The sequence below is a fragment of the Streptosporangium minutum genome, from assembly GCF_002149035.1.
In the GTDB taxonomy this organism is placed as follows: domain Bacteria; phylum Actinomycetota; class Actinomycetes; order Streptosporangiales; family Streptosporangiaceae; genus Streptosporangium; species Streptosporangium minutum.
Genome location: NZ_NGFP01000064.1, coordinates 1 through 25,095 on the forward strand (window position 1 = coordinate 1; position 25,095 = coordinate 25,095).

At 70.3% G+C, this 25,095-nt stretch carries 24 protein-coding genes and 1 tRNA gene; 5 read left to right on the forward strand and 20 right to left on the reverse strand.

Going from position 1 to position 25,095, the window contains the following annotated elements; all coding sequences use genetic code 11:
• The 12 genes from CA984_RS15990 to CA984_RS16045 form a co-directional block, all read right to left on the reverse strand.
• A partial coding sequence (locus tag CA984_RS15990) for a hypothetical protein (protein WP_133061679.1) occupies positions 1–294 on the reverse strand: 294 nt, incomplete at its 3' end.
• A 443-nt stretch (positions 295–737) separates the two neighbouring features.
• Positions 738–1,253 (reverse strand): hypothetical protein, encoded by a 516-nt coding sequence (locus CA984_RS15995; protein WP_086572868.1) that lies wholly within the window; start codon positions 1,251–1,253, stop codon positions 738–740.
• Positions 1,250–1,759: a hypothetical protein gene (locus CA984_RS16000; protein WP_242675981.1), complete on the reverse strand. Its 510-nt coding sequence runs from the start codon at positions 1,757–1,759 to the stop codon at positions 1,250–1,252. Before CA984_RS16000 ends, CA984_RS15995 begins: the two co-directional genes overlap by 4 nt.
• A gap of 254 nt (positions 1,760–2,013) precedes the next feature.
• Positions 2,014–3,015 carry an ABC transporter ATP-binding protein gene (locus CA984_RS16005; protein WP_086572873.1) on the reverse strand — a complete coding sequence of 334 codons (1,002 nt, stop codon included), beginning with the start codon at positions 3,013–3,015 and terminating at the stop codon, positions 2,014–2,016.
• Between the two features lie 342 nt (positions 3,016–3,357).
• Positions 3,358–3,750, reverse strand: coding sequence for a 50S ribosomal protein L7/L12 (rplL, locus tag CA984_RS16010; RefSeq protein ID WP_031167503.1), 393 nt, complete (start codon positions 3,748–3,750; stop codon positions 3,358–3,360).
• An 82-nt stretch (positions 3,751–3,832) separates the two neighbouring features.
• The gene (rplJ, locus tag CA984_RS16015; protein WP_086572876.1) at positions 3,833–4,357 is read right to left on the reverse strand and encodes a 50S ribosomal protein L10; all 525 of its coding nucleotides are present in this window, start codon (positions 4,355–4,357) and stop codon (positions 3,833–3,835) included.
• A gap of 284 nt (positions 4,358–4,641) precedes the next feature.
• A complete protein-coding gene (locus CA984_RS16020) occupies positions 4,642–5,472 on the reverse strand; it encodes an SCO4651 family lipoprotein (RefSeq protein ID WP_086572879.1) in 831 nt (276 codons plus the stop codon).
• 143 nt (positions 5,473–5,615) lie between these two features.
• Positions 5,616–6,329 carry a 50S ribosomal protein L1 gene (gene rplA / locus CA984_RS16025; RefSeq protein ID WP_031167498.1) on the reverse strand — a complete coding sequence of 238 codons (714 nt, stop codon included), beginning with the start codon at positions 6,327–6,329 and terminating at the stop codon, positions 5,616–5,618.
• A gap of 178 nt (positions 6,330–6,507) precedes the next feature.
• A complete protein-coding gene (rplK, locus tag CA984_RS16030) occupies positions 6,508–6,939 on the reverse strand; it encodes a 50S ribosomal protein L11 (protein WP_012887815.1) in 432 nt (143 codons plus the stop codon).
• Between the two features lie 116 nt (positions 6,940–7,055).
• The gene (gene nusG / locus CA984_RS16035) at positions 7,056–7,847 is read right to left on the reverse strand and encodes a transcription termination/antitermination protein NusG (protein ID WP_086572882.1); all 792 of its coding nucleotides are present in this window, start codon (positions 7,845–7,847) and stop codon (positions 7,056–7,058) included.
• A gap of 67 nt (positions 7,848–7,914) precedes the next feature.
• The gene (secE, locus tag CA984_RS16040; protein ID WP_012887813.1) at positions 7,915–8,163 is read right to left on the reverse strand and encodes a preprotein translocase subunit SecE; all 249 of its coding nucleotides are present in this window, start codon (positions 8,161–8,163) and stop codon (positions 7,915–7,917) included.
• A gap of 75 nt (positions 8,164–8,238) precedes the next feature.
• Positions 8,239–8,311: transfer RNA gene (locus tag CA984_RS16045), tRNA-Trp, on the reverse strand.
• Between the two features lie 245 nt (positions 8,312–8,556).
• On the opposite strand from CA984_RS16045, the gene CA984_RS16050 reads away from it, so the two are divergent.
• Entirely contained in the window at positions 8,557–9,762 is a 1,206-nt protein-coding gene (locus CA984_RS16050; protein ID WP_086572885.1) for a pyridoxal phosphate-dependent aminotransferase, read from the forward strand.
• A 156-nt stretch (positions 9,763–9,918) separates the two neighbouring features.
• Here the strand turns inward: CA984_RS16050 and CA984_RS16055 are convergent, their stop codons facing one another.
• From CA984_RS16055 to CA984_RS16065, 3 genes are all read right to left on the reverse strand, one after another.
• On the reverse strand, positions 9,919–11,868 hold the full coding sequence (locus tag CA984_RS16055; protein WP_086572888.1) for an ATP-binding protein: 1,950 nt from the start codon (positions 11,866–11,868) through the stop codon (positions 9,919–9,921).
• A gap of 308 nt (positions 11,869–12,176) precedes the next feature.
• On the reverse strand, positions 12,177–13,166 hold the full coding sequence (locus CA984_RS16060; protein WP_165781271.1) for a PASTA domain-containing protein: 990 nt from the start codon (positions 13,164–13,166) through the stop codon (positions 12,177–12,179).
• The gene (locus tag CA984_RS16065) at positions 13,163–13,663 is read right to left on the reverse strand and encodes a SigE family RNA polymerase sigma factor (RefSeq protein WP_086572894.1); all 501 of its coding nucleotides are present in this window, start codon (positions 13,661–13,663) and stop codon (positions 13,163–13,165) included. Before CA984_RS16065 ends, CA984_RS16060 begins: the two co-directional genes overlap by 4 nt.
• 98 nt (positions 13,664–13,761) lie before the next feature.
• Here CA984_RS16065 and CA984_RS16070 point away from each other — a divergent pair, with 98 nt between their 5' ends.
• Positions 13,762–14,790: an adenosine deaminase gene (locus CA984_RS16070; RefSeq protein WP_086572897.1), complete on the forward strand. Its 1,029-nt coding sequence runs from the start codon at positions 13,762–13,764 to the stop codon at positions 14,788–14,790.
• A gap of 385 nt (positions 14,791–15,175) precedes the next feature.
• On the opposite strand, the gene CA984_RS16080 is transcribed toward CA984_RS16070, so the two are convergent.
• The 5 genes from CA984_RS16080 to CA984_RS16095 all read right to left on the reverse strand — a co-directional run bounded on the left by CA984_RS16080 (position 15,176) and on the right by CA984_RS16095 (position 21,729).
• Complete coding sequence (locus CA984_RS16080; RefSeq protein ID WP_086572900.1) at positions 15,176–16,072, reverse strand: hypothetical protein; 897 nt, start codon at positions 16,070–16,072, stop codon at positions 15,176–15,178.
• A gap of 195 nt (positions 16,073–16,267) precedes the next feature.
• On the reverse strand, positions 16,268–16,393 hold the full coding sequence (locus tag CA984_RS48685) for a hypothetical protein (RefSeq protein ID WP_278249024.1): 126 nt from the start codon (positions 16,391–16,393) through the stop codon (positions 16,268–16,270).
• Positions 16,387–17,346 (reverse strand): ATP-binding protein, encoded by a 960-nt coding sequence (locus CA984_RS16085; protein WP_086572903.1) that lies wholly within the window; start codon positions 17,344–17,346, stop codon positions 16,387–16,389. The genes CA984_RS48685 and CA984_RS16085 overlap by 7 nt, the downstream gene beginning before the upstream one ends.
• Positions 17,347–17,378: 32 nt before the next feature.
• Entirely contained in the window at positions 17,379–19,637 is a 2,259-nt protein-coding gene (locus tag CA984_RS16090; RefSeq protein ID WP_086572906.1) for an ATP-binding protein, read from the reverse strand.
• 79 nt (positions 19,638–19,716) lie between these two features.
• Positions 19,717–21,729: an ATP-binding protein gene (locus CA984_RS16095; protein WP_133061680.1), complete on the reverse strand. Its 2,013-nt coding sequence runs from the start codon at positions 21,727–21,729 to the stop codon at positions 19,717–19,719.
• Positions 21,730–21,880: 151 nt separating this feature from the next.
• Between CA984_RS16095 and CA984_RS16100 the strand changes: the two genes are divergently transcribed.
• From CA984_RS16100 to CA984_RS46195, 3 genes are all read left to right on the forward strand, one after another.
• A complete protein-coding gene (locus CA984_RS16100) occupies positions 21,881–22,591 on the forward strand; it encodes a class I SAM-dependent methyltransferase (protein ID WP_231509912.1) in 711 nt (236 codons plus the stop codon).
• A gap of 196 nt (positions 22,592–22,787) precedes the next feature.
• A complete protein-coding gene (locus tag CA984_RS16105; protein WP_086572912.1) occupies positions 22,788–24,662 on the forward strand; it encodes an acyl-CoA dehydrogenase family protein in 1,875 nt (624 codons plus the stop codon).
• A gap of 250 nt (positions 24,663–24,912) precedes the next feature.
• The gene (locus CA984_RS46195; protein ID WP_165781272.1) at positions 24,913–25,086 is read left to right on the forward strand and encodes a hypothetical protein; all 174 of its coding nucleotides are present in this window, start codon (positions 24,913–24,915) and stop codon (positions 25,084–25,086) included.
• The last annotated feature ends 9 nt before the right edge of the window (positions 25,087–25,095 follow it).

Genomic DNA, 25,095 nt, shown 5'->3' on the forward strand with positions numbered 1-25,095 from the left:
GAACCGGTGGAACCGGTGGTCCCGGAACGACAGGGACATGGTCCCGGAGAAGTCCTCGATGGGACTGATCTCCTCGAAGATCTCTTCGAGACCCGACTGGGCCGGAACGTCCTTGCGCCCGGCCTGGCGAGCCGCCTCGACCCGCCCCTTCCACTTCTCGTTGCCGAGCAACCAGTCGAAGGACTCGGTCTGGAGAGCGAGAAGATCAGGAACTTCGAGCGGCTCCTGAATCCGTGCGAAAGACACACGACGGGGACCAGCGGGTACGGCGGAGGCGTTGCGCGAGGCTGCCAACAGATGTCCTTCCGAGGGCTCGCGGCGGACTGACTACACGCACGCCAGACGACCATGCATCAGAGCACCAAAAGAAGCGGGTCGTCAAAGGGCAGCGCAAAGGGGCAGTGTAGCCGAACGGCATACACCTGTCCACTTCAGTCTTGCTGCATGCTCCACGTTGGTCGCAGCATCGCCCGTCAGCGCCGAAACGTCAAGCCCGTGACCCGACATTTCGACCGAGGAACAGCCGTGACGCTGGGAGTTTCCCCCCGGGTGACCTGCGCACACCACTGGATCCAAGACGATACCCGCGACCTGGTGTGGCTAACGCTCAGTCACACGGCGGTTCGAACGCTAGCCGAGTTCGGGCTGACGATCGACGTTGCCATGGATGATGTACCCGGAGACACGCCAAACCCAAACATGGCCTTTACTAACAATTGGGTAACCCGCCACGCCGACTAGCCCGGCGGAGGGTTTCCGAGCAGCGTGGACAGCTCCGCCACCAGCCAGCGTGAGTCCTTTTTGACCATGACCAGACGGGCCCGGTTCTGGCTGACCTGGCGCCGGGGTTCCTTCTCTCCGGCGAGGGTCTTCACGGTGCCCGTGTTCATGAAAATCAGCACCTCGACCCGGCCGGGCTCCGCCGACTCCACCGCCGCCCCGGCCACCGTCACCTGCTGAACCGTGTGCTGCTGTCTGGCCAGCGGCATCAGGGTCGCGGCAAGCTGCCTGTAGTGCTCGGTGAGGGCACCGGTGGTGTGTCCCCCGGCCCGTGCGAAATCTTGTTCGATCGTACGATAATCGTACGACAGCATGTCGGAGGCGACCAGGCGCGCCGCCGTCAGCGCCTCCTGCCCGGCGGCCTCGTTGCCGCGCAGGCGGCTCAGGTCGGCGTACATGACCCAGACCGCCGCCGCGAGGGCGAACGCCACAGCGGTCAGCACCCCGATCACCAGCAGGGAGACCCGCGTCACAGGACCAACTCCGCCTTCGACACGAGCCAGACGCCTTCGACCTTGGCCATTTCCATGTTCCACCGGTAGAAGCGCTCCTGAGGGGCGTTCTTGCTCCCCTCCCAGCGGATCACCGCGTCGCCCACCACCATCACCCGGGCCGTGTCCCCCTTCAGCGAGACGAGCCCGGAAGCCCGCAGCGCGCCCGTCTGGACGACCTTGTTCTTGACGGTGGTCTCCTTGAGCTTCGCGAGATTGCCGGTGTACTCCGCCCTGGCCGGGCCGGTGGAGGTGTCGAGGATGCGTTTGACGTCCGCGTCGACGCTCTGGTGGCTGACCGAGAGCAGATCGACCGCGTGCGCTCCCGCCGCCCGGACCGCCGCCCTGCGGTCGTCGGCCGCCGCCTGGGCCTCACGCAGATCACCGCCGATCCAGAAGGCGGCGCCCAGCAGTGCCGCGATCAGCACGACCAGCGCCGGCCCGGCGATCCTCAGCGGGCGGAGGGGCCGAGCAGTTCTCACCGCCATGCGTCGCCTCCCATCACACGGTCTCCGGCACACCGGCCGGTGACCGCGTGGCGCGGACCGCCCAGGCCGGCAAGCCTCCGGTCGCCGGATCATAACCCGCCGCACGATCGCCGCAGGAGGCTTTCCAGAGCCGTTTCAGGCCCGGCCGGAACCTCCCGCCACAGGACGGCCCGGTGGCGGCGGTACGGCGGGCACGGGTGGAGAGGACGCCCGCGAGAAGATCATCCAGGAGATGACCCCCGGTATGATCGCAGTCACCGCACGCCGTTGACGTGAGCCGCGACGAGCCGGGGATACTCCTCCAGCCAGTTCCGGCCACGCTCGTCCACGAAGGAGTTGGGCGGCGGGATGACGCCGTTGGCGGCCAGCCAGGAGCCCGGCGGGCGCTGCGTACGCCGGATCCGGCTCTCGCTGGGCATGAGCTGCGGCGGGATCGGCGGCAGGCCACCCGGGTCGTGCCCCATCTGCGCCTCGGCCTCCAGTTCGGAGACGTCCTTCTCCTCGGACATGCCGATCGGGCCGTGCCTGCGGGCGTTGAGGAACTGACGGACCACCGGCTCGTCGCTGGAGAGCAGCATCTCGCGCGGCCCGAACATGACCAGCTCCCGCCGGAAAAGCAGACCTATCCCGTCGGGCACCGTGCGCGCGGTGTTGATGTCGTGGGTGACGATGAGGAACGTCGCCTCGGTCTCCGCGTTGAGATCGACGAAAAGCTGGTTCAGATAGGCCGTGCGGACCGGGTCCAGGCCGGAGTCGGGCTCGTCGACCAGGATGACCTCCGGATCGAGGACGAGCGCCCTGGCCAGGCCGGCCCGCTTGCGCATGCCCCCGGAGATCTCTCCGGGAAGCTTCGCCTCCGCGCCGACCAGGCCGACGAGGTCGATCTTCTCCATGACGATGCGGCGGATCTCGGTCTCGCTCTTCCTTGTGTGCTCGCGCAGCGGGAAGGCGATGTTGTCGTAGAGGTTGAGCGAGCCGAACAGGGCTCCGTCCTGGAACAGGACACCGAACAGCCTCCGGAGCTCGTAGAGCTTGTTCTCACTGCAGTTGGCCAGGTCGTGGCCGTCGATCCAGATGTGGCCGCGTTCGGGCCGCAGAAGACCGACCAGGGTCTTCAGGAAGACGGATTTACCGGTTCCCGAAGGGCCGAGCAACACCGAGATCTCCCCGGCGGGGAGCGTCAGCGTGACGTCCTCCCAGATGACCTGCCTGCCAAAGGACTTGGTCAGGCCCTCGACCACGACTTCGACGCCCACGTGCCGCCCTCCAGAGACTACGGACCGTGACCGGTCGATAGCTTGACGGGGAATCACCCACGGATGACACAACCGTAGCGACGATCTCCCGAATTGGAAGAGGGTCCAATAAGATCCGGTGATCGTTACGACACGGTTACGGGGCTCCGGACCCAACCGCGGCATGCGGGCGGACGTCGGAAACAGCCGCGATCCGCGTCACGACACCCCCGCGACCACGAGGACACCGGGTGGAGACACAGAAGTCACGACACCCCCGCGACCACGAAGACACGGGGGTGGAGACACAGAAAGAGCGGGCCACCGGCACCTGGTGGACCCGCTCTTTCCGGTGAAGCTGAACTACTTGACGGTGACCGTCGCGCCGGCGGCCTCGAGAGCGGCCTTGGCCTTCTCCGCCTGCTCCTTGTTGACCTTGCCGTCGAAGACGGCCTTGGGGGCGCCGTCCACGAGGTCCTTGGCCTCCTTGAGGCCCAGGCTCGTCAGAGCGCGGATCTCCTTGATGACCTGGATCTTCTTGTCGCCGGCGGCCTCGAGGACGACGTCGAACTCGTCCTGCTCCTCGACCTCTTCGGCGGCGGCAGCGCCACCGGCGCCCGGAGCGGCGGCAACGGCGACCGGAGCGGCGGCCTTGACGTCGAAGGTCTCCTCGAAGAGCTTCACGAAGTCGGACAGCTCAAGGAGGGTCATCTCCTTGAAAGCGTCGAGCAGCTCGTCGGTGCTGAGCTTCGCCATGGTGGTTCCTCCGTATGGTCTAACGATTAAGAATTGGGACCGCGGTTGTATGCGCTAATCCCCTGCGACCGCTTGCGCGGACCTACTCGCCGGCCTCGTCGCGCTTGGCGCGCAGAGCCTCGGCCAGCTGAGCCATGTTGGTGGGCAGCGCGTTGAAGACGGCGGCCGCGTGGCCCTGCTTCGCCTTCAGAGCGCCGGCCAGCTTCGCGAGGAGAACCTCACGCGACTCGAGGTCGGCAAGCTTGCTGATCTCGGCCGGGGTCATCGACTTGCCGTCGACGACACCACCCTTGATGATCAGGAGGGGATTGGCCTTGGCGAAGTCACGCAGACTCTTGGCAGCCTCGACCACGTCGCCGTTGACGAACGCGATCGCCGACGGACCCGCGAGCAGGTCGTCGAGCTGGCTGATCCCGGCCTCATTGGCCGCGATCTTGGTCAGCGTGTTCTTCACCACGGCGAAATTCGCATTCTCACCGAGAGAAACGCGCAGCTGCTTGAGCTGGGCGACGGTGAGACCGCGGTACTCGGTCAGAACGGCAGCGCTAGAGCCTTCGAAGCTGCTCTTGAGCTCGGCTACAGCCGTTGCCTTTTCCGCCTTCGCCATGGGCCTCCTTCCAGATGTGCCGCCGGCAAAGGCCCATAAACGCGAACAAGCCCCGGCGCTGGCGCACGGGGCTCACATAAGGAGATCAGTCCAAATGAAAACTCACATCACACCTGCGCGGGCCGTCCACTGATGTGGATCCTTGGGCCATCAAGCCATGAGGCCTGACGACGACCGGCGGTCTTCGGCGTTGGTAGCTTACGCCCTGTCGGGCCGTACGCCAAATCAAGCGGAAAAGCCCGCACCCCCGGCCTGATGACCGGGGGTGCGGACCGTGGCGGACATCAGTTTCCGCGGTGGTTCTCCGGCAGGTCGCCCACCTGGTCGGCGGGCGGGGCGGCGATCTGCACGGGCTCGTTGAAGCCCTTGAAGGACGCCGCCAGGTTGAACGTCGCATTCTGCTCGGAGCCGCTCAGCGTCACCTTGCGAGGCAGGTTCTCGGCGTCGGACCACAGGTCGAACGTGACGTTCTTGATCCGCGAGAGCTTCTCCTGGAGTTGCTCGCGCTTGGCCGGGTCGATCACCTGGGCGGCCTCGGCCACCGGGAAGGTGCCGCTGTAGTGGGTCGTCTCCACCCCGCCGACCGTCTCGGTGCCGACCGCCTTGACGTCCTTCGACGTCGTCAGCAACTTGACGGTCCCCGCGAGGTCGAACTGCTGGACCTGGGCCATGAAGTCCCTGACCTTGGCCTGTTCGTTGGTCCCGAGGTCGCTGAGCGACACCTTGACCCACGGCTTGGCCGCGCCCGCGAACTTGTTGAGCAGCTCCGACTTCACATACACGGTCTCGCCGGTCAGGATCGCCCGGGCCCCGCCCGGTACGTTCTGCCCGTCAAAGGTGATCGTGTCCAGCTTGATGTCGGTGGCCAGCTGGGGCTTGCTCTGGTAGAGCAGGCTGCCCTGCACCTTGCTCGCGCCCTTGTCTCCGCCCGTGGCGTCGAGCACCAGGTCCGCGGAGTAGGAGGTGACCTCTCCGGCCCTCTGCGCACTCTGCTGCACCGCCTCGGCGGCGGCCAGCTTGATGTTTCCGAGGGAACCGGTGCTCTGCGCACCGCATCCCGTGACCGCGACCAGAGCGGCCGTTCCCAATGCCAGTGCGGGAGCCAATCGGCGCATCCGTCCTCACCCCTTCGTGTCCCCCGATGAACTTGCCTATGACACTACGCGGCGGCGGGCCGGGGCGCGTCCTCCGGGAGAACGAAGAAAGGCCTCAACCGAATGGCCATTCGGTTGAGGCCTCCCTACGGAGACGTCTGGTATCAGGCGTCGAGCTCGGCGGTCATCGCCCGCGTCACGTTCGGGTCGACCGGGATGCCGGGGCCCATGGACGTGGAGAAGACGACCTTCTTGACGTAACGGCCCTTGGCCGCGGACGGCTTGAGACGCAGCACCTCGTCGAGGGCGGCGGCGTAGTTCTCGATGAGCTGACGCTCGCCGAACGACACCTTGCCGATGATGAAGTGCAGGTTCGCGTGCCGGTCGACACGGAACTCGATCTTGCCGCCCTTGATGTCGGTGACGGCCTTGCCGACGGCCGGGGTCACGGTGCCGGTCTTGGGGTTCGGCATCAGACCACGCGGACCGAGCACGCGGCCCAGGCGGCCGACCTTGCCCATGAGGTCCGGGGTGGCGACGACGGCGTCGAAGTCGAGGCGGCCCTTGGCGACCTCGTCGATCAGCTCGTCGGCACCGACGATGTCGGCACCCGCGGCGCGGGCCTCCTCGGCACGGTCGCCGGTCGCGAAGACCAGGACCCGGGCGGTCTTACCGGTGCCGTGCGGGAGGTTGACGGTGCCGCGCACCATCTGGTCCGCCTTGCGGGGGTCGACGCCGAGTCGCAGAGCGACCTCGACGGTCGCGTCGAACTTGGTGACCGAGGTCTCCTTGGCCAGCTTGGCCGCCGCGGCCGGGCTGTAGAGGTTCTCGTTGTCGACCTTCTCCGCTGCGTTGCGGAAAGCCTTGCTGCGCTTCACTTGATCACTCCTGTGGATCCGAGTGTTCGTGGTGCGGGCCAGCGCCTGGCCCCTCCACTTACTTCGAAGTTGTGGTGACGGACCTCACGGTCGCGTCCGCTGTCGGACCTTCGACGGTCACGCGGATCGTGTCCGGCATCCGCGCCGCCGCCCTCGGGCCCGGCTCGCCGCTTTTCGACTAGTCGGCGATCGTGATGCCCATCGACCGGGCGGTGCCGGCGATGATCTTCTCGGCCGCCTCGATGTCGTTGGCGTTGAGGTCCTGCATCTTGGTCTCGGCGATCTGGCGCAGCTGCTCCTTGGTGAGCTTGCCGACCTTGTCCTTCTGCGGGACGGGCGAGCCCTTCGCCACACCGGCGGCCTTCTTGATCAGCTCGGGCGCCGGGGGCGTCTTCGTGACGAAGGTGAAGGTGCGGTCCTCGAAGATGGTGATCTCAACGGGGATGATGTTGCCGCGCTGGGCCTCGGTGGCAGCGTTGTACTGCTTCACGAAGTCCATGATGTTGACGCCGTGCGGACCGAGGGCGGTACCGACCGGCGGAGCGGGCGTGGCCTGGCCAGCGGGAAGCTGGACCTTGACCAGTGCCGCAATCTTCTTCTTAGGAGGCATGGTTCTCTCCGGGTCCTAATCGGGGTGATGCGGCTCCCACGCAGACACGGGGAGCATGTCGGCAGGCCGTGCTTCGCGAAGCACGGCCGCCGAACGACTTAGTTTATGTGATCCGGTCAGATCTTCGAGACCTGGTTGAACGAGAGCTCAACCGGGGTCTCACGACCGAAGATCGACACCAGCACCTTGAGCTTCTGCGACTCGGCGCTGATCTCGCTGACCGTGGCGGGCAGCGTGGCGAACGGGCCGTCCATGACCGTGACGGACTCGCCGACCTCGAAGTCGACGGTCGCGGCGGAGGCCTTGGCGGTCGACTTCTTGACCTCTTCGGACGGCTCCGGCGCGAGCAGCTTGGCGACCTCTTCGAGGCTCAGCGGGCTCGGCTTGTTCGACAGGCCGACGAAGCCGGTGACGCCGGGCGTGTTACGCACCGCGGACCAGGACTCGTCGGTGAGGTCCATCCGGACGAGCACGTAGCCGGGCAGCACCCGCTCCTTGACGAGCTGGCGCTTGCCGCTCTTCACCTCGGTCACGTGGTGAGTGGGCACCTCGACCTGGAAGATGTAGTCCTCCATGTTGAGGGACTGCGTGCGGGTCTCGATGTTCGACTTCACGCGGTTCTCGTAACCCGCGTAGGAGTGGATGACGTACCACTCGCCGAACTGGCTCCGCAGGTGGCGCTTGAACTCCTCGACCGGGTCGACGTCGGGAAGGACGTCACCGTCCTCGTCGACCTCGCCGGCCGGGGCCTCTTCGGCCTCGTCGGTGTCGGCCGGGGCCTCTTCGGCCTCGTTTTCGGCGTCGACGTCAGACTCGACGAGCGAGTCCTCCGTAACGTCGACGGCCTCTTCCGGCTCGCCCGTCCGCTCTTCGCGGGACTCGCCGGCCGACTGTGAAGACTCGGACACGGTGGCTCATTCTCTTTCCGTCGATGGGCTGATGGACTTACCGCGGGATGACACGCCGGATGCCGGCTCAGGCTCCGCCGAAGATCCGCAGCACACCCTCGGTGAACACCGCGTCGAGCCCAGACACGATCCCGACCATGATCAGAACAAAGACCAGGACGATGATGGTGTAGGAAATAAGGTCCTTGCGCGTAGGCCAGATGACCTTGCGCAGCTCAGCGACAACCTGCCGGTAGAAGAGGGCGGGAGAAGTTCGCTTCGCCTTCTTCTCACCGCTCGGCTTGTCTGCGGTTTCGCCGCGCGTGTCGATCGCCACAGTCCTCACCTGATCCGTCGTATCCAACGCATGTCTGCGGCGCGCTAGACGCCCTGATGCGCGGACCGCTCCTCGCAGGGCACGAGGGACTCGAACCCCCAACCGCCGGTTTTGGAGACCGGTGCGCTACCAATTGCGCTAGTGCCCTAAGACATGAACCACCATACATCGGTTGGACCGAAGTTTGTCCGTGGCTCACGGTCTTGACCGCCGATTCACGCATACGGCGGAAAGACCATGCCGGAGTCTACGTGGGAATGGTCCCTACGTCGAACCGGAAGAAGATGCCCCCGCTCGCACCCCTTTCGTCGCGTCTTGCACGGCTTCCCCACGGCTCGTCCACATCCTGGATAAGCGAGGAAAACAGCCGCACAGGTCTGTAACCATGGAGGCATGACCCGTCCTCGCATCTCAGCGCGCATCTCCGCGATCTCCGAGTCCGCCACGCTCGCCGTGGACGCCAAGGCCAAGGCGATGAAGGCGGCGGGCCGCCCGGTCATCGGCTTCGGCGCCGGCGAGCCGGACTTCGCGACTCCCGACTACATCGTCGAGGCGGCCGTCGAGGCGTGCCGGAACCCCAGGTTCCACAAGTACACGCCGGCCGGCGGCCTCCCGGAGCTGAAGCAGGCCATCGCCGACAAGACGCTCCGCGACTCCGGCTACCAGGTCGACGCCGCCCAGGTCCTGGTCACCAACGGCGGCAAGCAGGCCGTCTACGAGGCGTTCGCCACGCTGCTGGACCCGGGTGACGAGGTCCTGGTCATCGCCCCCTACTGGACGACCTACCCCGAGGCCATCAAGCTGGCCGGCGGCGTCCAGGTCGACGTCGTGACCGACGAGACCACCGGCTACCTCGCGAGCGTGGAGCAGCTCGAAGCCGCCCGCACCGAGCGCACGAAGGTCCTGCTGTTCGTCTCCCCGTCCAACCCGACCGGCGCGGTCTACACCCCCGAGCAGGTCGAGGCGATCGGCCGCTGGGCCGCCGGGCACGACCTGTGGGTCGTCACCGACGAGATCTACGAGCACCTCACCTACGGCGACGCGACCTTCGCGAGCATCGCCACCGTCGTCCCCGAGCTGGGTGACAAGGTCGTCGTCCTCAACGGCGTCGCCAAGACCTACGCGATGACCGGCTGGCGGGTGGGCTGGCTGATCGGCCCCAAGGACGTCGTCAAGGCCGCGACCAACCTGCAGTCGCACGCCACCTCCAACGTCTCCAACGTCTCCCAGGCCGCCGCCCTGGCCGCCGTCACCGGCGACCTGGCGGCCGTGGCGAAGATGCGCGAGGCCTTCGACCGCCGGCGCCAGACCATGGTCCGCATGCTGAACGAGATCCCGGGCGTGCTCTGCCCCGAGCCGAAGGGCGCGTTCTACGCCTACCCCTCGGTCAAGGAGCTGCTGGGCAAGGACTTCGGCGGCAGGCGCCCGCAGACGTCCGCCGAGCTGGCCGAGATCATCCTTGAGGAGGCCGAGGTCGCCCTCGTCCCCGGCGAGGCCTTCGGCACCCCTGGCTACTTCCGCCTGTCCTACGCCCTGGGCGACGAGGACCTCGTCGAGGGCGTCAGCCGGGTGGCCAAGTTCCTGGGCGACGCCCGCTGACTTCACGCGCACGTCGACGGCAGAAGGCCCGGAGCCACGCTCCGGGCCTTCTGCCGTACGGGGGCGGAAGACTCCCCGGCTCCCGTACGGAGACCAGATGAAGGCCCCCGGCTCCCGCACCGAGACCGGAAGAAGACCCCCGGCTCCCGCACGGGGTCAGGAGAAGGTCTCCCGGAGCGCGTGCTCCACGGCGGTCTCCAGGCCGGTCGACGCTCCCAGCCCGGTCAGCCGCTCGAACTCCGCCCTGCCCATACGCCCGCGCAGCCTCAGTTTGGCGGTGCGCAGCAGGCTCGTGAGCATGGGCGAGCGGCTGGGCGGCACCTCCGCGCGCGTCCAGGCGGCGTAGGAGGCGCCGAGCAGGAGGGCGGCGAGCGCGTCGTCCACGCCGGCCTCGGCGATCACGGCGGACACCTCCAGCGCCTCCAGCATGGAGAAGGTGTCGCCGAACAGCCGGGCGCCGCGCAGGGAGTCGTGGGTGGCCACGACGGCCTCGGCGGTGTTGCCGAGAAGGTGCTCGGCCAGGGCCAGCAGGAGGTCCAGGCGGATGAGGGTCCACCGGTCGCCGCAGGAGTCGCACAGGTCGCGGCCCTCCTGCAGGACGGACACGGCCTGCCCGTGGTTGCCCGCGAGGATCATGGCGGTGGCCACGACCGTGTAGGTGGGCAGGAACCCGGGGAAGACGTTGCCGGTCGAGCGGTGCCGTGCCCGGGCGTTCTTGATCAGCCGCAGGGCCTCGCCCACGTCGCCCCGGAGGACCGCCAGGTGAGCCCGGAACTGGCTGACGTAGGCCGTGGCGTATCCCTGGGAGTCTTCGGCGACGCACTCGGCGAGGGTGCGCTCCGCGCGTACGAGGTCACCGCGCTGGATCGACACCCAGGCGTGCACCCACAGTGCCTTGATCCGCTCGGGGCTGGGGGTGGGGTCGAGATCCAGACCCTGCTGGAGAAAATTGTCGCCGGGGGCGTGCATGCCGCAGCAGGCCCACAGGAACCACAGGTTGCCGACCAGGTCGAGGCCCTTGCGGTGTTCTTCGGGCCTGGAGTAGCAGTATTCGATGGCCTGGCGCACATTGGCGCACTCCAGGACCAGTCTCCGGTACCACTCCAGCTGCTGGCACTGCCAGCCCGTCTCCGCGCGGGCCGACAGGGCGAGGAAGTGGTCGCGGTGCCGCCGCCGCATCTCGCCGGTCTCGCCGAGGAGGTCCAGCCAGCCGGCGCCGAACTCGCGGACGGTGCCCGGCATGCGGTAGCGGACGCCGCACTCCCCCTCCTCCCGGGTGAGGACGGACTTGTCGAGCAGGCCGAGCAGGGTGTCGAGGACCTCGTCGGCGCCGAGGCCGTCGGCGGCGCAGACATCCTCGGCGGCTTCGAGGTCGAACGTGCCAGCGAAGATCGACGCTCTGGCCCACATGAGGCGTTCCTGCGGGCTGCACAGCTCGTGGCTCCAGCCGTAGGCGGCCCGCATGGAGCTGTGCCGGCGGGTGTCGACGGCGGCGGCGAACACGTCGGTGGTGGCCGGATCGGGGCCTGCGGCGGCGAGCTCGATCGCCAGGGGCAGGTGGTCGAGCCGTCCGCAGATCTCCGCCGGCTCCACGCCGTCGAGCCTTCTGTCGGCGAGAATGGTGAGCAGCTCGACGGCGTCGTCCGGGCGCAGGCCGCCGACCTGGTAGAGGTGTTCGCCGGGCAGCCCCAGCCGCTGCCTGCTGGTGACCAGGACCCGCAGCTCCTCGACGGACCGCAGCAGCAGGCCGGCCAGGATGCCCGCCGTACCGACGACGCGGTCGCAGGCGTCGAGGACGATCAGGCTCCGGCGCGGGACGAGGTCGTTGACCAGTGCCTCCAGCACGGGCACGCCCGGCCGCCGGTCGACGCCGATCACGTCGGCGAGCATCCCGGCCAGGGAGGTGAGATCCGCGGGAGCGTCGGACAGGTCGACGACGTGGACGCCTCCGGGGAACTCGTCTTCGAGGGTCCGGGCCAGGCGAAGCGCGAGGCAGGTCTTCCCCACCCCGGCGGTGCCGGTCAGCGTGACATGCCGTGCCTTTGACAGCAGGGCGGAAACCTCGTCCAGCTCTGTCTGTCTGCCGACGAAGACGTCCGCTCTCATTGCAGCCCCAGATCCGTACTGACTACACGTGCCCCTACGGTCGCACGGCGGAACGGTCGGCTGAAACCCCGTTGGCCACATTTCCTCGGGTCACGTCTTGAGTCAGAGATGTGTGCCGTGGTAGTGGACACATTCGTTCTTCAAATGAATTAAGACGTCATATGCCGACGAACCAGCAGATAGACGTCATCGGCTCCACGGGCGACATGCCGGTACGGCTCGCACGGGGTCGCGCGGGGCCACCCGGCGGAGACAAGGCATCAGGCCGGACAGGGCCACCCGGCAGGGGCAGGGCACCGGGCCGGGGGTCACCCGGTGGGGACGACGCTTTCGGCGATCTTCCTGAGCTCGGCCTCGGCCTTCTTCTCGCCGAGCTCGCCGTAGTAGTCCGGGCTCATCATGATCTCGACCGCGAGCCCGGGACGTTCCCTCCAGACGATCGTGGGCGTGCCGAGCTCGTCGTCGCCGACCCTGCCAGCCTCACCCATGCGGACCAGGTAGCCCTTGGTGTCACCGAGCTCCACGGTCCGGGCCCCCTCTTGCCGGTAGCCCTTGAGCCGCCTGCCCGTCTCGGCCGCGGCGTCCCCCTCGTAGACGATCGCCTGGACGCTGTACATGCCGGGCTTGAGATCCTTCTCGCGCCACGAGGTGGAGTAGCTGGTGGTGCCGAAGCCGTCCTTGACCGACCACTTGCCCCATACCAGGCCCTCGGGCAGGTAGCCGATCCGGAGGCCGCCGAACTCCCGGCCGTCGCCCAGGTCGCCCAGATCCTGCGGCATGGAGACCTCCCCTCCGCCGGGATCGGGGGCCGGTGTCGAGTCCCCGCCGCCCGGCCGGCGGGTCAGCGTCGGGTCGGGCGTCTTCACCGCCGTCAGCGTGACGACGGATCCCTCCGGGGCCTTCTCCCCTCCGGCGGGGCTCTGCTCCGTGATCGTCCAGTCCGGGCCGATCTCGGCTCCCGCCACTTCGGACCGCAGCCCCGCGGCTGCCAGCTTCCGGGTCGCCGCCTCGATGTTCGCGCCGGTCACGACCGGTACGACGACCTCCCGGGCGATGGTGGCCCGCGCGTCACCCGCCGGCTGCGCCGCCGGGGACGCCGGGGCGGGACCCGCGTTCATCGACAGGTAGACCGGGACCGCCCCGGCGACCGCGGCGGTCGCCAGCGCGGCCCCCGCCGCGCGGAACCGGATCCGCCGGGTGCGGTGGCGGCGGCGGATCGCGCTCCCCATCATCGGCGTGGCGTGCACGTCCGCGACGCGCGTCTCCATCGCCTCGGCCAGCTCTTCCTCAAGCCTCATCCCCATGCTCCTTCCAGCGTGCCCATGCGTGCGCGAATCCTGGCCAGCCCCCGTGCGGCCTGGCTTTTCACGGTCCCCGCCGAGCAGCCCATCAGCGCGGCCGTCTCGTTCTCCGACAGGTCCTCCCAGTAGCGCAGCACCAGCACCGCGCGCATCCGCGCGGGCAGCCTGCGCAGCTCCGCCAGGAGCGTGTCGCGCAGCTCCACGTCGGGGGAGTCGATCGGGGTCTCCGGCGGCCGGGCGAAGGTGATCTCCTGGATCACCCTCCGGCGGCGGGAGACGCTGATCGCGGCGTTGACCACTACCTTGCGGGCGTAGGACTCGGGGTTGTCGTGGCGGATCCGGCTCCAGTGCCGGTAGATCTTCTCCAGCGCGTTCTGCACCAGGTCCTCGGCGTCGTGCGGTGACGCGCCGCACACCAGGATCGCGGTGCGCAACAGCGCCGTACTCCGTGCGGCCAGGAACTCGTCGAAGGCCGCCTCGTCATCTTCCGTCATCAGCGAGGTCCCCTTTCGACCTCCCCAACGCACGAGCGCGCCGTCAGGTTGAGAGCAATCGTGGCCGGGGAGTGCCGGCCGTACGGCACCATATGGAAATGCCACGTCCCCTCAGCGAACTGCCCAAGGCCCATCTGCATCTGCACTTCACCGGCTCGATGCGGCACTCCACCCTGATCGAGCTCGCCCAGGAGCAGTGCCTGCACCTGCCGGACGCGCTGAAGGAGGACTGGCCGCCCCGGTTGCGGGCGACGGACGAGCGGGGCTGGTTCCGGTTCCAGCGGCTGTACGACATCGCGCGGACGGTCCTGCAGCGGGAGTCGGACGTCTACCGGCTGGTGCGCGAGGCCGCCGAGGACGAGGCGGCGGAGGGGTCGCGGTGGCTGGAGATCCAGGTGGACCCGTCCGGGTACGCCCATCGGTTCGGCGGGCTCACCCCGACCCTGGAGCTGATGCTCGACGCCGCGCACAAGGCGGCCGGCTACGCCGGGATAGGGATCGCGGTCGTGGTGGCCGCCAACCGGACCCGGCATCCGCTGGACGCCAAGACGCTGGCCCGCCTCGCCACGCAGTACATGGACCAGGGCGTGGTCGGGTTCGGGCTCTCCAACGACGAGCGCCGCGGCCGGGCCCGTGACTTCGACGGGGCCTTCCGGCTCGCCAAGCGGGCCGGGCTGCTGGCCGTACCGCACGGCGGGGAGCTGCTGGGCGCCGACAGCGTGGCCGAGTGCGTGGACGTGCTGGGCGCCGACCGGGTGGGGCACGGCGTGCGCGCGGCCGAGTCGCCGCGGCTGATGGAGCTCCTCGCCGAGCGGCGGATCACGTGTGAGATCTGTCCCACCTCCAACGTCGGGCTCGGGGTGGCCGAGCGGGCCGAGGACGTGCCGTTGCGCCGGCTGTTCGACGCCGGGGTGCCGATCGCGCTGGGCGCCGACGACCCGTTGCTGTTCGGCGCCCGGCTGCTGCCGCAGTACGAGCTGGCCAGGCAGGTGTACGGCTTCGGCGACGCGGAGCTGGCCGAGCTGGCCCGGCAGTCGATCCGGGCGTCGGCGGCCCCGGACTCGGTGCGCGAGGACCTGCTCAAGCAGGTCGACGGCTGGCTGGCCTCGGAGGGCTCAGAAGGCTGAGCGGACTCAGAGGGTCGAGCGGCCTGTGCGGACCAGGTGTGCTCAGGGGACCCGTGGGCTGGGTGAATCGAACGGGCTGTGTGGACCGGGTGGGCTCAGAGGGTCGAGCGGGCGATCCGCAGGGCCCGTTGCAGGTCGCCGACGCCCTCCAGGCGCAGGCCGGTCCACGCCGACTGCCAGATGAGGGCGGGGCCGGCCGAGCGGGGTCGCACCGGGGCCGCGCCGCCGTACGGTGTGCGAGCGCGCTGTAGCGGGTGACCAGCACCTCGTAGGCGGCCAGGTCACCGGCCAGGGAGCGGGCGATCGCCTCGTCGTCGTCCGTCGGAGGGCTCCTTCGCGGTGTCGGGAGAGATTCCACCGCACGGGAGCACCCGGGGGGAAGCCCTCAGCCGAGGGCGTAGGCCATCGTGGAGTCGGGGTCGTCGTCGTGGCCCTCGGCGAAGGCCGCGTCGTAGCCGTCGTCGCCGAGCAGTTGCCTGGCCGTGCGCTCGGCGACCGTCCTCGGCTCCGACATGCCCTCCGAGCCGAACTCCCGCAGCCCGAACACGGCCCGCAGCCGCGCTCCCCCGCCCTGCAGGCGGGCCGTGCGGTAGCCGTCTCCCTGGACCGCGGCGATCACCGCGAGCTGGTCGGCGGCCAGGGCCACGCCGGTCGCGTCGCGGAAGCGCCACTTGACGTCGAGCGACCGCCGGGCCGACACCGTCGCCTCTGCCACCCGTCCGAGGCCGAGCTGGGCGATGGAGAGCACGTAGTCGCCGCAGGCGCGGGTCCAGCGCTCACCCCGGGCGTCACAGAGCCGCTGCACCTCTTCCAGCACGGATACGGCCTCGGTGAACGCGCCGCGCCAGGTGGCCGCCATCGCCGCGGCCACCAGGGCGAGCGGCTCACCGGCGGTCGCGCCGCCGGGGCTGTGGAGACACCCGCGTACCGGCTCGATGCCGGGCTCCGTCTCCTGGAGGGCGCCGACGGGCGACGCCCCGGTCCGGGTGCGGGCCGGGTGCTCGCGCACCCCCGGGACGGCCGCGACGGTGGGGGCGAGCAGGTCGCCTCCGCGCTCGCCGGACAGTTGCACCAGCCAGGCGCCGTCCGGGCAGGAGTCGCGGCGTTCCTCCGCCGCCTTGACGGCGATCCGTGACGTGCCGACGCCGCCGCCGGCGCCGGCGGCCGTGGCCGGTGAGGTCGCGGCCAGGAGTCGCAGCCGCTCCCGGATCCCGCTCTCAGGGCTGGTGAAGCCGCTCGTCCCCGCGGGGAGGTTCCCGCGCCACCATGGGTTGCGTTCCATCGGTTCGCGCTCCTTCCACTCTGGTGGGAATCGCACTCCGCCAGGGTCACGAACCGGTTGGACGCCCTTCCTCGGGTGGGGTTTCCTTCTCACCCGGTGCAAAACTCACCGCCGTTGTGAGGTCGAACTTCCTCCCACGCGCGGTGAAATTTCCGAATCGCTCGCATTTGGCAGCTAATGCGGCAGAGGCGCTGATCAACGCCGGGACGGGCGAGCGCGGGTGCCCGCCCCCAGCGCGGACCAGGCGCCGCGGGCGGCCGCCGGCAGCGTCGCCTCCCGCTCCGTCCGCCCCTCGGCGAGCACCGGCACCCCGATCAGCACGGCCCCGGAGGCCTGGGCCGCCCGACGGCACGGCGGGCGAGGCGCAGGCGGAAGTCACGGTGGCGCAGCCGTACCGCGTCCTGCTGGCCGAGCAGCGCGAGCCAGCCGGCGCCGAACTCGCGCAACCCCTCAAGCATCCGGAACCGGACGCCCGCCGGGGTCTGCCTGCGGAGCAGCACGGACTTGTCCACCAGGCCGGCGATCACGTCGGCCATGTCCTCGACCCCGAGCTCGTCGTCCTGGCAGACGTAGGTGGCGGCCTCCAGGTCGAACTCCCCCGCGAACACCGAGGCACGCGCCCAGAGCAGCCGTTCCCCGACCGTGCACAGCCGGTGGCTCCAGCCGATGCAGGTGGCCAGCGCCCGGTGGCGGGACGGGCCGCGGCTGTCGTCCACGAGGAGGCCGAACCGGTCGTCCAGGCCGGTGAGGACGTCGGCGGGGCTCATCGTGCGCAGCCGTACGGCCGCCAGCTCGATCGCCAGCGGGAGACCGTCGAGCCTGTCGCACACCTCGGGGAGCCACACGCCGCTCAGAGCGGCGAGAAGGGTGCACGCCTCCGCGCCGGGCAGGCCGGCCAGCACCCGCAGGTGCTCGCCGGAGACCGCGAGCGACTGGCGGCTGATCGCCAGGACGCGGAGCCGGGGGTCCGCCGCGAGCAGCTCGCTCACCAGTGAGGCCACCTGGTCGATCAGCGCTTCGCAGGTGTCCAGCACGAGCAGGGAGACATCCGATCCGCCCAGCGCGCCGGTGACGGCCGGGGCCAGCGCCTCGGGGCCGTCCACGGCGGCGACGTCGACGATCGCCGCCGTCCCCGGGGCGGCCTTCCCGGCGATCTCAAGGCCGAGCCGGGACTTGCCCACGCCTCCGCTGCCGGACAGGGTGACCAGCCGCACCCGGTCGAGCAGGGCCGTGATCTCCGCGACCTCGGCCCGCCTGCCGACGAACGCGCCCATCCCACCATCTCCTCGGGGCATGCGCGTTCATGCTAAAGGTGATCGAAGCCCCGGGTGTCCCGAATCCGTGCCACGGCCGCGCCCGGATCCATGGCCAGTCCCTGGGCGAACAGGCGCTCGTAGACGGTGTCGCCGACGAGAGCCCTGGCCCGGCTCTCCGTGAGCTCGCGAGAGATCAGGAAGCCCTGGCGGGACGGCACGGGGCCCCCGCGAGAGGACGGAGAGCCTTCCCGAGGCGGCGGGGAGACCTCGTGCGACAGGTGAGAGCCCTCCCGAGAGGGCAGCACGGGCCCCCTGCGAGGCGGCGGGGAGAGCTCGTGCGACGGGAGAGGACCCCCGCGAGACGCCACCGGACCCTCGTACGGGGAGAGGTGCCCATCGCCGCGCGCGGGCGGGGTCACGGACTCGGGCGCGCCGGACCTGGGCAGCCCGAAGACCGTCCACATCCGCCGGCCGGCGCCGAGCAGGCATGCGGCCCGCCGCCCGTCGCCGCGCGCCACGGCGGTGGCGGCGAGCTGGTCCATCGCCATGGCGCTGCCCATCGCGTCACCCAGGCGCCATTTCCCGTCGAGCGCCGCGCGCGCGTAGACCTCGGCGATGCCGACCTCACCGCGGCCCAGCTCGGCGAGCGAGCGCGCGTGGTCGCCGTGGGAACGCGCCCACAGCTCTCCGCGTTCGGCGCACCGCGCCCACTGCCGCGTCAGCACCTCCACGGCCCGGTCGAACTCGCCCCGGGCTCCGAACGCCATGGCCAGCGTCACCTCGGCCAGGGGAAGCCCGATGTGGGCGGAGACCGCCCGCCCGAACAGCTCCGCCGCCTCGGCCGCGAGGCGTTCGGCCCCGTCGAGGTCGCCGCAGACCAGGGCGGCGGCCGCGGCGTTCTGCCGGGCGCACCCGGCGGCGGCGAAGTCGCCCGCGGCCATCGCCGCCTCGTAGGCCTCGGCCGCCCGGTCGCGGGCCGCGGCGGTGTCACCCGCGCTGAGCGCGGCCCAGGCGTACGTCCACAGCGCCTTGGTCCGTGCCGGACTCGGCCGCTTGTGCCGCCGGAGCACCCGGTCCAGGTAGTAGCGGCCCTGCCGTACCTGGCCCAGGCAGCACCAGACGAACCACAGGGCCGTCACCAGGTCGAACCCGTCGTCGTGGTCGAGGGCCACCTTCAGGTTGGGCAGCTCGCGGTGGGCCCAGTCGGCCCACCGGAGCTGGTGCGGGCCGTACCACTCGGCCTCCGCCCTGCGGGCCTGCGCCAGGTAGTGGTCGCGATGGCGGCGGACCAGGGCCTTCTCCTCGCCCAGCCGGCGCAGCCACTCCCTGCCGTAGTCGCGGATCGTGTCGAGCATCCGGTAGCGCGACCCCTCGGCGATCAGGATCGACTTGTCCACGAGCCTGAGCAGCGGGAGCCAGCTCAGCCGCTCGTCGGCGCAGACCGCCCGCGCGTCGTCGGCGTCGAACCACCCGGCGAAGACCGACAGCCGCGCCCAGAGCAGGCGCTCCTCGGCGGTGCAGAGCTCATGGCTCCAGCCGACCGCGGTGCGCATGGTCTGGTGGCGCCCCAACGGGGTACGGCTCCCGCCGACGAGCAGCGCGAAGCGGTCGTCCAGCCGTTCGGCGATCTGCTGGACCGAGAGCGCCCGCAGCCGCCGGACGGCGAGCTCGACGGCCAGCGGGATGCCGTCCAGCAGGCGGCAGACCTGGGCGACCGCCACCGGATCGAGGATGAGGTCGGGCACCAGCGCGTGGGCCCGCTCGGTGAACAGCCGGACCGCGTCGGTCCCGGCGGCGGTGGTCCCGGGCTCGGGCACCGCCAGCGGCTCGATCGGCAGCACCCGCTCCCCGGGCAGGCCGAGCGGCTGGCGGCTGGTGGCGAGCACCCGCGCGTGCGGGGCCTCCGACAGCACCCGGCGCAGCAGCGCCGCGCAGGCGTCGACCAGATGGTCGCAGGTGTCCAGGACCAGCAGCAGCCGCTTGTCGGCGATGAAGTCGGCCAGCACCTCGGACTGTGGGCGCGCCGACTGCTCGCGCAGGCCGAGCACCTCGGCGATGTCGTGACCGATCAGGTCGCCGTTCTGCTCAGCCGACAGCTCGACGACCCACACCCCGTCGGCGAAGGAGTCACGGAGCCGGTCGGCCGTCCTGATGGCCAGCCTCGTCTTGCCCACGCCGGCGACCCCGGTGAGGGTCACCAGCGGTGAGCGGCCGATCAGCACGGCGATCTCGTCGAGTTCCTCTCTCCGCCCGACGAGACTGCTCGTCTCCGCCGGGACGTTGCCCCGGCGCGTCCGCGTCTCCGCCACCGATCTCCAGCCCCTCCGCGTGAGGTGGCAAGCCAACCACGGAACCGGCAACGGAATCGGCGAGGTGCGGCGCCCTCGGTTACGAGATCTTCTCCTCCAGCGCATATTTCACAGCGATGCCCAGGTCAAGGCGGTGTCCCTCGGCATACAGGGTGTCGAATTCTGCACCGCCGAGGGCTCTCACTGCCTGGTTCACCGCCCGCTTCCGGATCGGAATGAAGATCGGCGAGCCGAACTGCGACAGTCCCGAGGAGTCCCAGACGGCCTGGGCCGCGCCCAGCAGCCGTGCCCCCCTGCCAGCGGCCCCCTCCACCGCCACCGCCCAGGCGATCATCTCGACGCAGACGACGCTCAGGAGCAGGTCGTCGAAGAGCCGCGCCGCGGTGAGCGCCGCCCTGGCGTGCCGGAGCGCTCCGGCGGTGCCGCCCTTGACATGCTCGGCCCAGGCGAAGACGTATTCCATCTGGGCGCGGCTCCACTCCTCCCCGTGGGCCTCGCAGAGCGCCTGCCCCTCCGACAGGGTCTCCATGGTCTCCTCCGGCCGTCCCGCGGCCAGCAGGCCGAGCGCCGCCAGCGTGTAGCAGGGCAGCAGCCCGGACAGCACGTCGCCCTCGGCCATGTGCCAGGCCATGGCCTCGTCCAGCAGCTCGACCGCCCGGGGGTAGTCCCCCCGCGTCAGGGAGATCAGGCCCTCGACCTGGATGGCGTAGCCGGCGGCGCTCCCCCCGGGATCCTCGGCGCGGCACCGGTCGAGCCGTTCTCCCGCGGCGTCGAGGTCACCCTGGAGCGCGGCCACCCACGCGCAGACCCACAGCGCCCTGAGGCGCTCCGGGCCGGGCCGGGCGTCCATCCCCAGCGCCGTCTCCAGGTAGTGGCGGCCCTCGCGCAGCATGCCGCAGCAGACCCAGAGGAACCACAGGGTCCCGGCCAGGTCCAGACCCGTCCGGGACCACTCCGGGTCGGCCAGGCACAGCTCGAACGCCTTGCGGAAGTTGCGCTGCTCGGCGCGTATCCGTCCGTACCACTCCACCTGCCGGCCGGGCCATTCGGCGGCGCACCGCCTGGCCAGCCGGAGATAGTGGTCGCGGTGGCGGCCCCGGACCGCGCCGGTCTCGCCCAGCAGCAGGAGCCACTCGGCGCCGAACTCCCTGACGGTGTCGAGCATGCGCAGCCGTACCCCGGCGGGATGGTCCTCCCGCTGCACGAGGGACTTGTCGACCAGGCCGGTCAGCGTTTCGAGGACCAGCCCGGACGGGAGCGGCCCGCCCGCGCAGACCCGCTCGGCCGCCTCCAGGTCGAACCCCGCGGCGAACACCGACAGCCGGGCCCACAGCAGCCGCTCGGCCGGGGTGCACAGCTCGTGGCTCCAGCCCATCGCCGCGCGCAGCGACTCGTGCCGCATCGGGCCGTCGCCCCCGGTCAGCAGGCGGTAGCGGTCGTGCAGCTGCGGGGTGAGCAGCGCGGGCGGCATGGTGCGCAGTTGCACGGCCGCCAGCTCGATCGCCAGCGGGATGCAGTCGAGCCCCTCGCAGAGCTCGGCCATGCCCTCCACGCCGCCGCCGACCTCCGCGTCGCCGTCGGCTGTCCCGGCGCCGACCAGGCCCGCGCGGTCGCGCAGCAGGGCCACCGCGTCCTCGATCGGGAGCGGCGGGACGAGGTAGATGTGCTCGCCCGACACGCCGAGCGGCTGACGGCCGGTGGCCAGCACCCGGAGGCCGGGCGCGCGGCGCAGCAGGGTGTCCACCAGCGAGGCGACCGCTTCGACCAGGTGCTCGCAGGTGTCCAGTATGAGCAGCGACCTGCGCGGACTCAGCCAGTCGGCCAGCACCTCCTCCTGCCGCCGGGCGGACTGGTCGGCCAGGCCCATGCTGTCGGCCACGGTCTCGGCCAGGAGGTACGGATCCGTCAGGCAGGCCAGCTCGACCAGCCAGAGGCCGTCGGGGAACTCTCCCGCGATCTCCTCCGCCGCCCGGCCCGCCAGCCGCGTCTTGCCGACGCCGCCCAGCCCGGTGAGCGTGACCAGGCGGGATTCCCGGATCAGGCGGACCACTTGGGCGATCTCTGCGCGCCGGCCGACGAAGGTAGTTTCCATGGGGGTGCCCATGCTAGGCCGCGGCGAGTTGTTTGGGGGGCCGCTCCCGGGGAACCGCCGTTAGACTCTGCGTGTCCGTAGCCGTGGCCCCCGCGCCACGGTTTTCTGTTACCGATCTGGACGGAACCGCATGTCTGGGTATGACCGCGTAGTGCAACCCGCGGCCGGCGACGAGGCCCTGGAGAACCACCTGGGTGGGGACGAGGCCAAGAACTACCGGCAGTACGAGCTCGACATGGTCGCCCCGCACGTGGGCCGCTCCATGCTGGAGATCGGTTCCGGCCTGGGCCATTTCGCCGAGGCGTTCCTGCCCCGCCTGGACCGGCTGGTGGTCAGCGACTTCGACCCCTACTGCGTGGACCAGCTCCGCAAGCGTTTCGCCGGGCGCGACGAGATCGACGTGCTGCAGTTCGGCCTGCCGACCGACATCCCGATCGGTGAGAAGGTCGACACCGTCGTGATGATGAACGTCCTGGAGCACATCGAGGAGGACGTCGAGGCCCTGCGCTCCCTGGCCAAGGTCACCCTCCCCGGCGGGCGGATCGTCATCTGGGTCCCGGGCTACATGCAGCTCTACGGCGACTTCGACCGCAAGGTCGGCCACGTCACCCGCTACACCCCCGCCACCCTGCGCAGCACGGTCTCCAAGGCGGGCCTGGACATCGACGTGCTCAAGCCGATCAACTTCCTCGGCGGCATCGCCTGGTGGGCCGCCGTCCGCCGCGGCGGCGTCGGCTACCCCGACCCCCGCCTGGTCAAGATCTACGACCGCACCGTGGTCCCCCTGACGCGCTTCATCGAGCGCTTCGTCCGCCCGCCCTTCGGGCAGACCGTCTTCTGCGTGGCCCGCGTCCCGAAGTAGCCGTGGACGGAGACCCCTCAAGGGTTTCGAGAGTGCCGCCGTACGAGCTTCCCCGGCCGTACGGCAGGCCGCCCGGCGGCGGCATCCCTCCAGGTGGGGGGCGGATCCGACACACCGGGCTCCCTCCGCGCCGGTTCCTTCTCGGGCCGGTGACTCGGGCGTAACGTCGAAGTCATCCGCGCCCGAGGAGGTCACGATGACCGATTACGCCAAGGCACGCGAGGTGGCCGAGCAGGCCAGGGAGAAGGAGTGGGCGCGTCCCAGCTTCGGCAGGCAGCTCTTCCTGGGAAACTTCCGCCTCGACCTGGTGCATCCGGCTCCGGCCCTGTCCGAGGCCGACGCCAAGAAGGGTGAGGAGTTCCTGCGCGCCCTGCGGCGGTTTCTGGACACGCGGGTGGATCCGGCGCTGATCGAGCGGACCGCCCAGGTGCCGGACGAGGTGGTCAAGGGGCTCGCGGAGCTGGGCGCGTTCGGGATCACCATCGAGGAGGAGTACGGCGGGCTGGGGCTGAGCCACCTCGACTACGGCCGGGCTCTGATGCTCGTCGGATCGTACTGCCCGGCGCTGAGCACGCTGCTGTCGGCGCACCAGTCGATCGGGGTGCCGCAGCCGTTGAAGCAGTTCGGCACCGAGGAGCAGAAGCGGCGGTTCCTGCCCCGCTGCGCGAAGGGCGAGGTGTCGGCGTTCCTGCTGACGGAGCCCGATGTGGGCTCCGACCCCGCGCGGCTGGCCACCACGGCGGTGCGCGACGGCGACGACTACGTGCTGGACGGCGTGAAGCTGTGGACGACCAACGGGGTCGTCGCGGGCCTGCTGGTGGTCATGGCCCGCACCGGCAAGAAGATCTCCGCGTTCGTCGTCGAGGCGGACACCCCCGGGATCACCGTCGAGCGGCGCAACGCGTTCATGGGCCTGCGCGGCATCGAGAACGGCGTGACCAGGTTCCACCGGGTCCGTGTCCCCGCCGCCAACCTGATCGGCCGCGAGGGCCAGGGCCTGAAGATCGCGCTGACCACGCTCAACACCGGGCGGCTCTCGCTGCCGGCCGTCTGCGCCGGGAACGCCAAGTGGGCGGTGAAGATCGCCAGGGAGTGGGGCGACGCGCGGGTGCAGTGGGGGCGCAGGATCGGAGAGCACGAGGCGGTGGCACGCAAGATCGCCTTCATCGCCGGTACGGCCTACGCCCTCGAAGCGGTGATGGACCTCTCCTGCCGCCTGGCCGACGAGAAGAGCAACGACATCCGGATCGAGGCGGCGCTCGCCAAGCTGTACGCGTCGGAGATGGCCTGGCAGGTGGCCGACGAGCTGGTCCAGATCCGCGGCGGGCGGGGCTACGAGACGGCCGAGTCCCTGGCCGCCCGGGGTGAGCGCGGGGTCCCGGCCGAGCAGGTGCTGCGGGACATGCGGATCAACCGGATCTTCGAGGGGTCCACCGAGATCATGCAGTTGCTGATCGCCCGCGAGGCGGTCGACGCGCACCTGACGGTGGCCGGCGAGCTCATCGATCCGTCGCTGGGCAGCAGGGCCAAGGCCCGCGCCGCGGTGAAGGCGGGCGGGTTCTACGCGCGCTGGCTGCCGACGCTGGTCGCGGGGACCGGCAACCGGCCCGGCTCCTACGCGGAGTTCGGCGCGCTCGCCCGGCACCTGCGTTACGTGGAGAGGACCAGCCGCAAGCTCGCCCGCGCCACCTTCTACGGCATGTCCCGCTGGCAGGGCAGGCTTGAGCACAAGCAGGGCTTCCTCGGCCGGATCGTGGACATCGGCGCCGAGCTCTTCGCGATCACCGCGACCTGCGTCCGTGCCCGCGAGGACGAGGCCGAGCTGGGCCGCAAGCCCGCCGAGATCGCCGACACCTTCTGCCACCAGGCCCGGCTCCGCGCGGACGCGCTGTTCGACCGGCTGTGGGACAACAGCGACGCCCGTGACGTACGGCTGGCGCGCCACGTGCTGCGGGGCCGCTACACGTTCCTGGAGGAGGGCATCCTCGACGCCTCCATCGACGGCCCGTGGATCGCCGCCACCGCTCACGGCCCCTCCGCCACCGGGAACGTGCACCGGTCGATCCGCTGAGGAGGTACGGACGCCCGCCTCTCTCCGGGGGGCGGGCCCCGGGGGCGGAAGGGACCCGGATAAATGGGTTGCACCGCCCGATGCGGCCGCCGTACGGTGATCGCATGTGGATTAACTCCTAAGAGCCGGTGTCGATCAGTTCCGACTGATCCACCCGCGCACTCAGCCCTCTGGCCCCGTTCGTCTGACGCGGCAGCTGAGTTTCTGGCACGGCTTTCAGCCGCGTCGTCATCTTCTTCAAGGAGTCCATATGCGAATTCATGCTGGTCAAAAGCCTGACGACAACAGCAAGACCCCCAAGCCCCGCACCCCGCTGCCCGAACGGAATCTGCCTCCGGCCGCGCCCCGGCACATGCCGAGGCCGCACATGCCGATGAGGCCGACCCAGCAGCCGCGCCGGATCCCCGGCAAGGGCGGCCGCTGAGACGGCGGA

What these genes read in the sequence shown, in the direction of transcription:
- CA984_RS16000 (WP_242675981.1), bottom strand. Translation starts at nt 1,759, where the DNA reads ATGGCGGTGAGAACTGCTCGGCCCCTCCGCCCGCTGAGGATCGCCGGG.
- rplL (WP_031167503.1), bottom strand. Translation starts at nt 3,750, where the DNA reads ATGGCGAAGCTCAGCACCGACGAGCTGCTCGACGCTTTCAAGGAGATG.
- rplJ (WP_086572876.1), bottom strand. Translation starts at nt 4,357, where the DNA reads ATGGCGAAGGCGGAAAAGGCAACGGCTGTAGCCGAGCTCAAGAGCAGC.
- CA984_RS16020 (WP_086572879.1), bottom strand. Translation starts at nt 5,472, where the DNA reads ATGCGCCGATTGGCTCCCGCACTGGCATTGGGAACGGCCGCTCTGGTC.
- rplK (WP_012887815.1), bottom strand. Translation starts at nt 6,939, where the DNA reads ATGCCTCCTAAGAAGAAGATTGCGGCACTGGTCAAGGTCCAGCTTCCC.
- CA984_RS16050 (WP_086572885.1), top strand. Translation starts at nt 8,557, where the DNA reads ATGACCCGTCCTCGCATCTCAGCGCGCATCTCCGCGATCTCCGAGTCC.
- CA984_RS16055 (WP_086572888.1), bottom strand. Translation starts at nt 11,868, where the DNA reads ATGAGAGCGGACGTCTTCGTCGGCAGACAGACAGAGCTGGACGAGGTT.
- CA984_RS16060 (WP_165781271.1), bottom strand. Translation starts at nt 13,166, where the DNA reads ATGAGGCTTGAGGAAGAGCTGGCCGAGGCGATGGAGACGCGCGTCGCG.
- CA984_RS16065 (WP_086572894.1), bottom strand. Translation starts at nt 13,663, where the DNA reads ATGACGGAAGATGACGAGGCGGCCTTCGACGAGTTCCTGGCCGCACGG.
- CA984_RS16070 (WP_086572897.1), top strand. Translation starts at nt 13,762, where the DNA reads ATGCCACGTCCCCTCAGCGAACTGCCCAAGGCCCATCTGCATCTGCAC.
- CA984_RS16080 (WP_086572900.1), bottom strand. Translation starts at nt 16,072, where the DNA reads ATGGAACGCAACCCATGGTGGCGCGGGAACCTCCCCGCGGGGACGAGC.
- CA984_RS16085 (WP_086572903.1), bottom strand. Translation starts at nt 17,346, where the DNA reads ATGGGCGCGTTCGTCGGCAGGCGGGCCGAGGTCGCGGAGATCACGGCC.
- CA984_RS16095 (WP_133061680.1), bottom strand. Translation starts at nt 21,729, where the DNA reads ATGGAAACTACCTTCGTCGGCCGGCGCGCAGAGATCGCCCAAGTGGTC.
- CA984_RS16105 (WP_086572912.1), top strand. Translation starts at nt 22,788, where the DNA reads ATGACCGATTACGCCAAGGCACGCGAGGTGGCCGAGCAGGCCAGGGAG.
- CA984_RS46195 (WP_165781272.1), top strand. Translation starts at nt 24,913, where the DNA reads ATGCGAATTCATGCTGGTCAAAAGCCTGACGACAACAGCAAGACCCCC.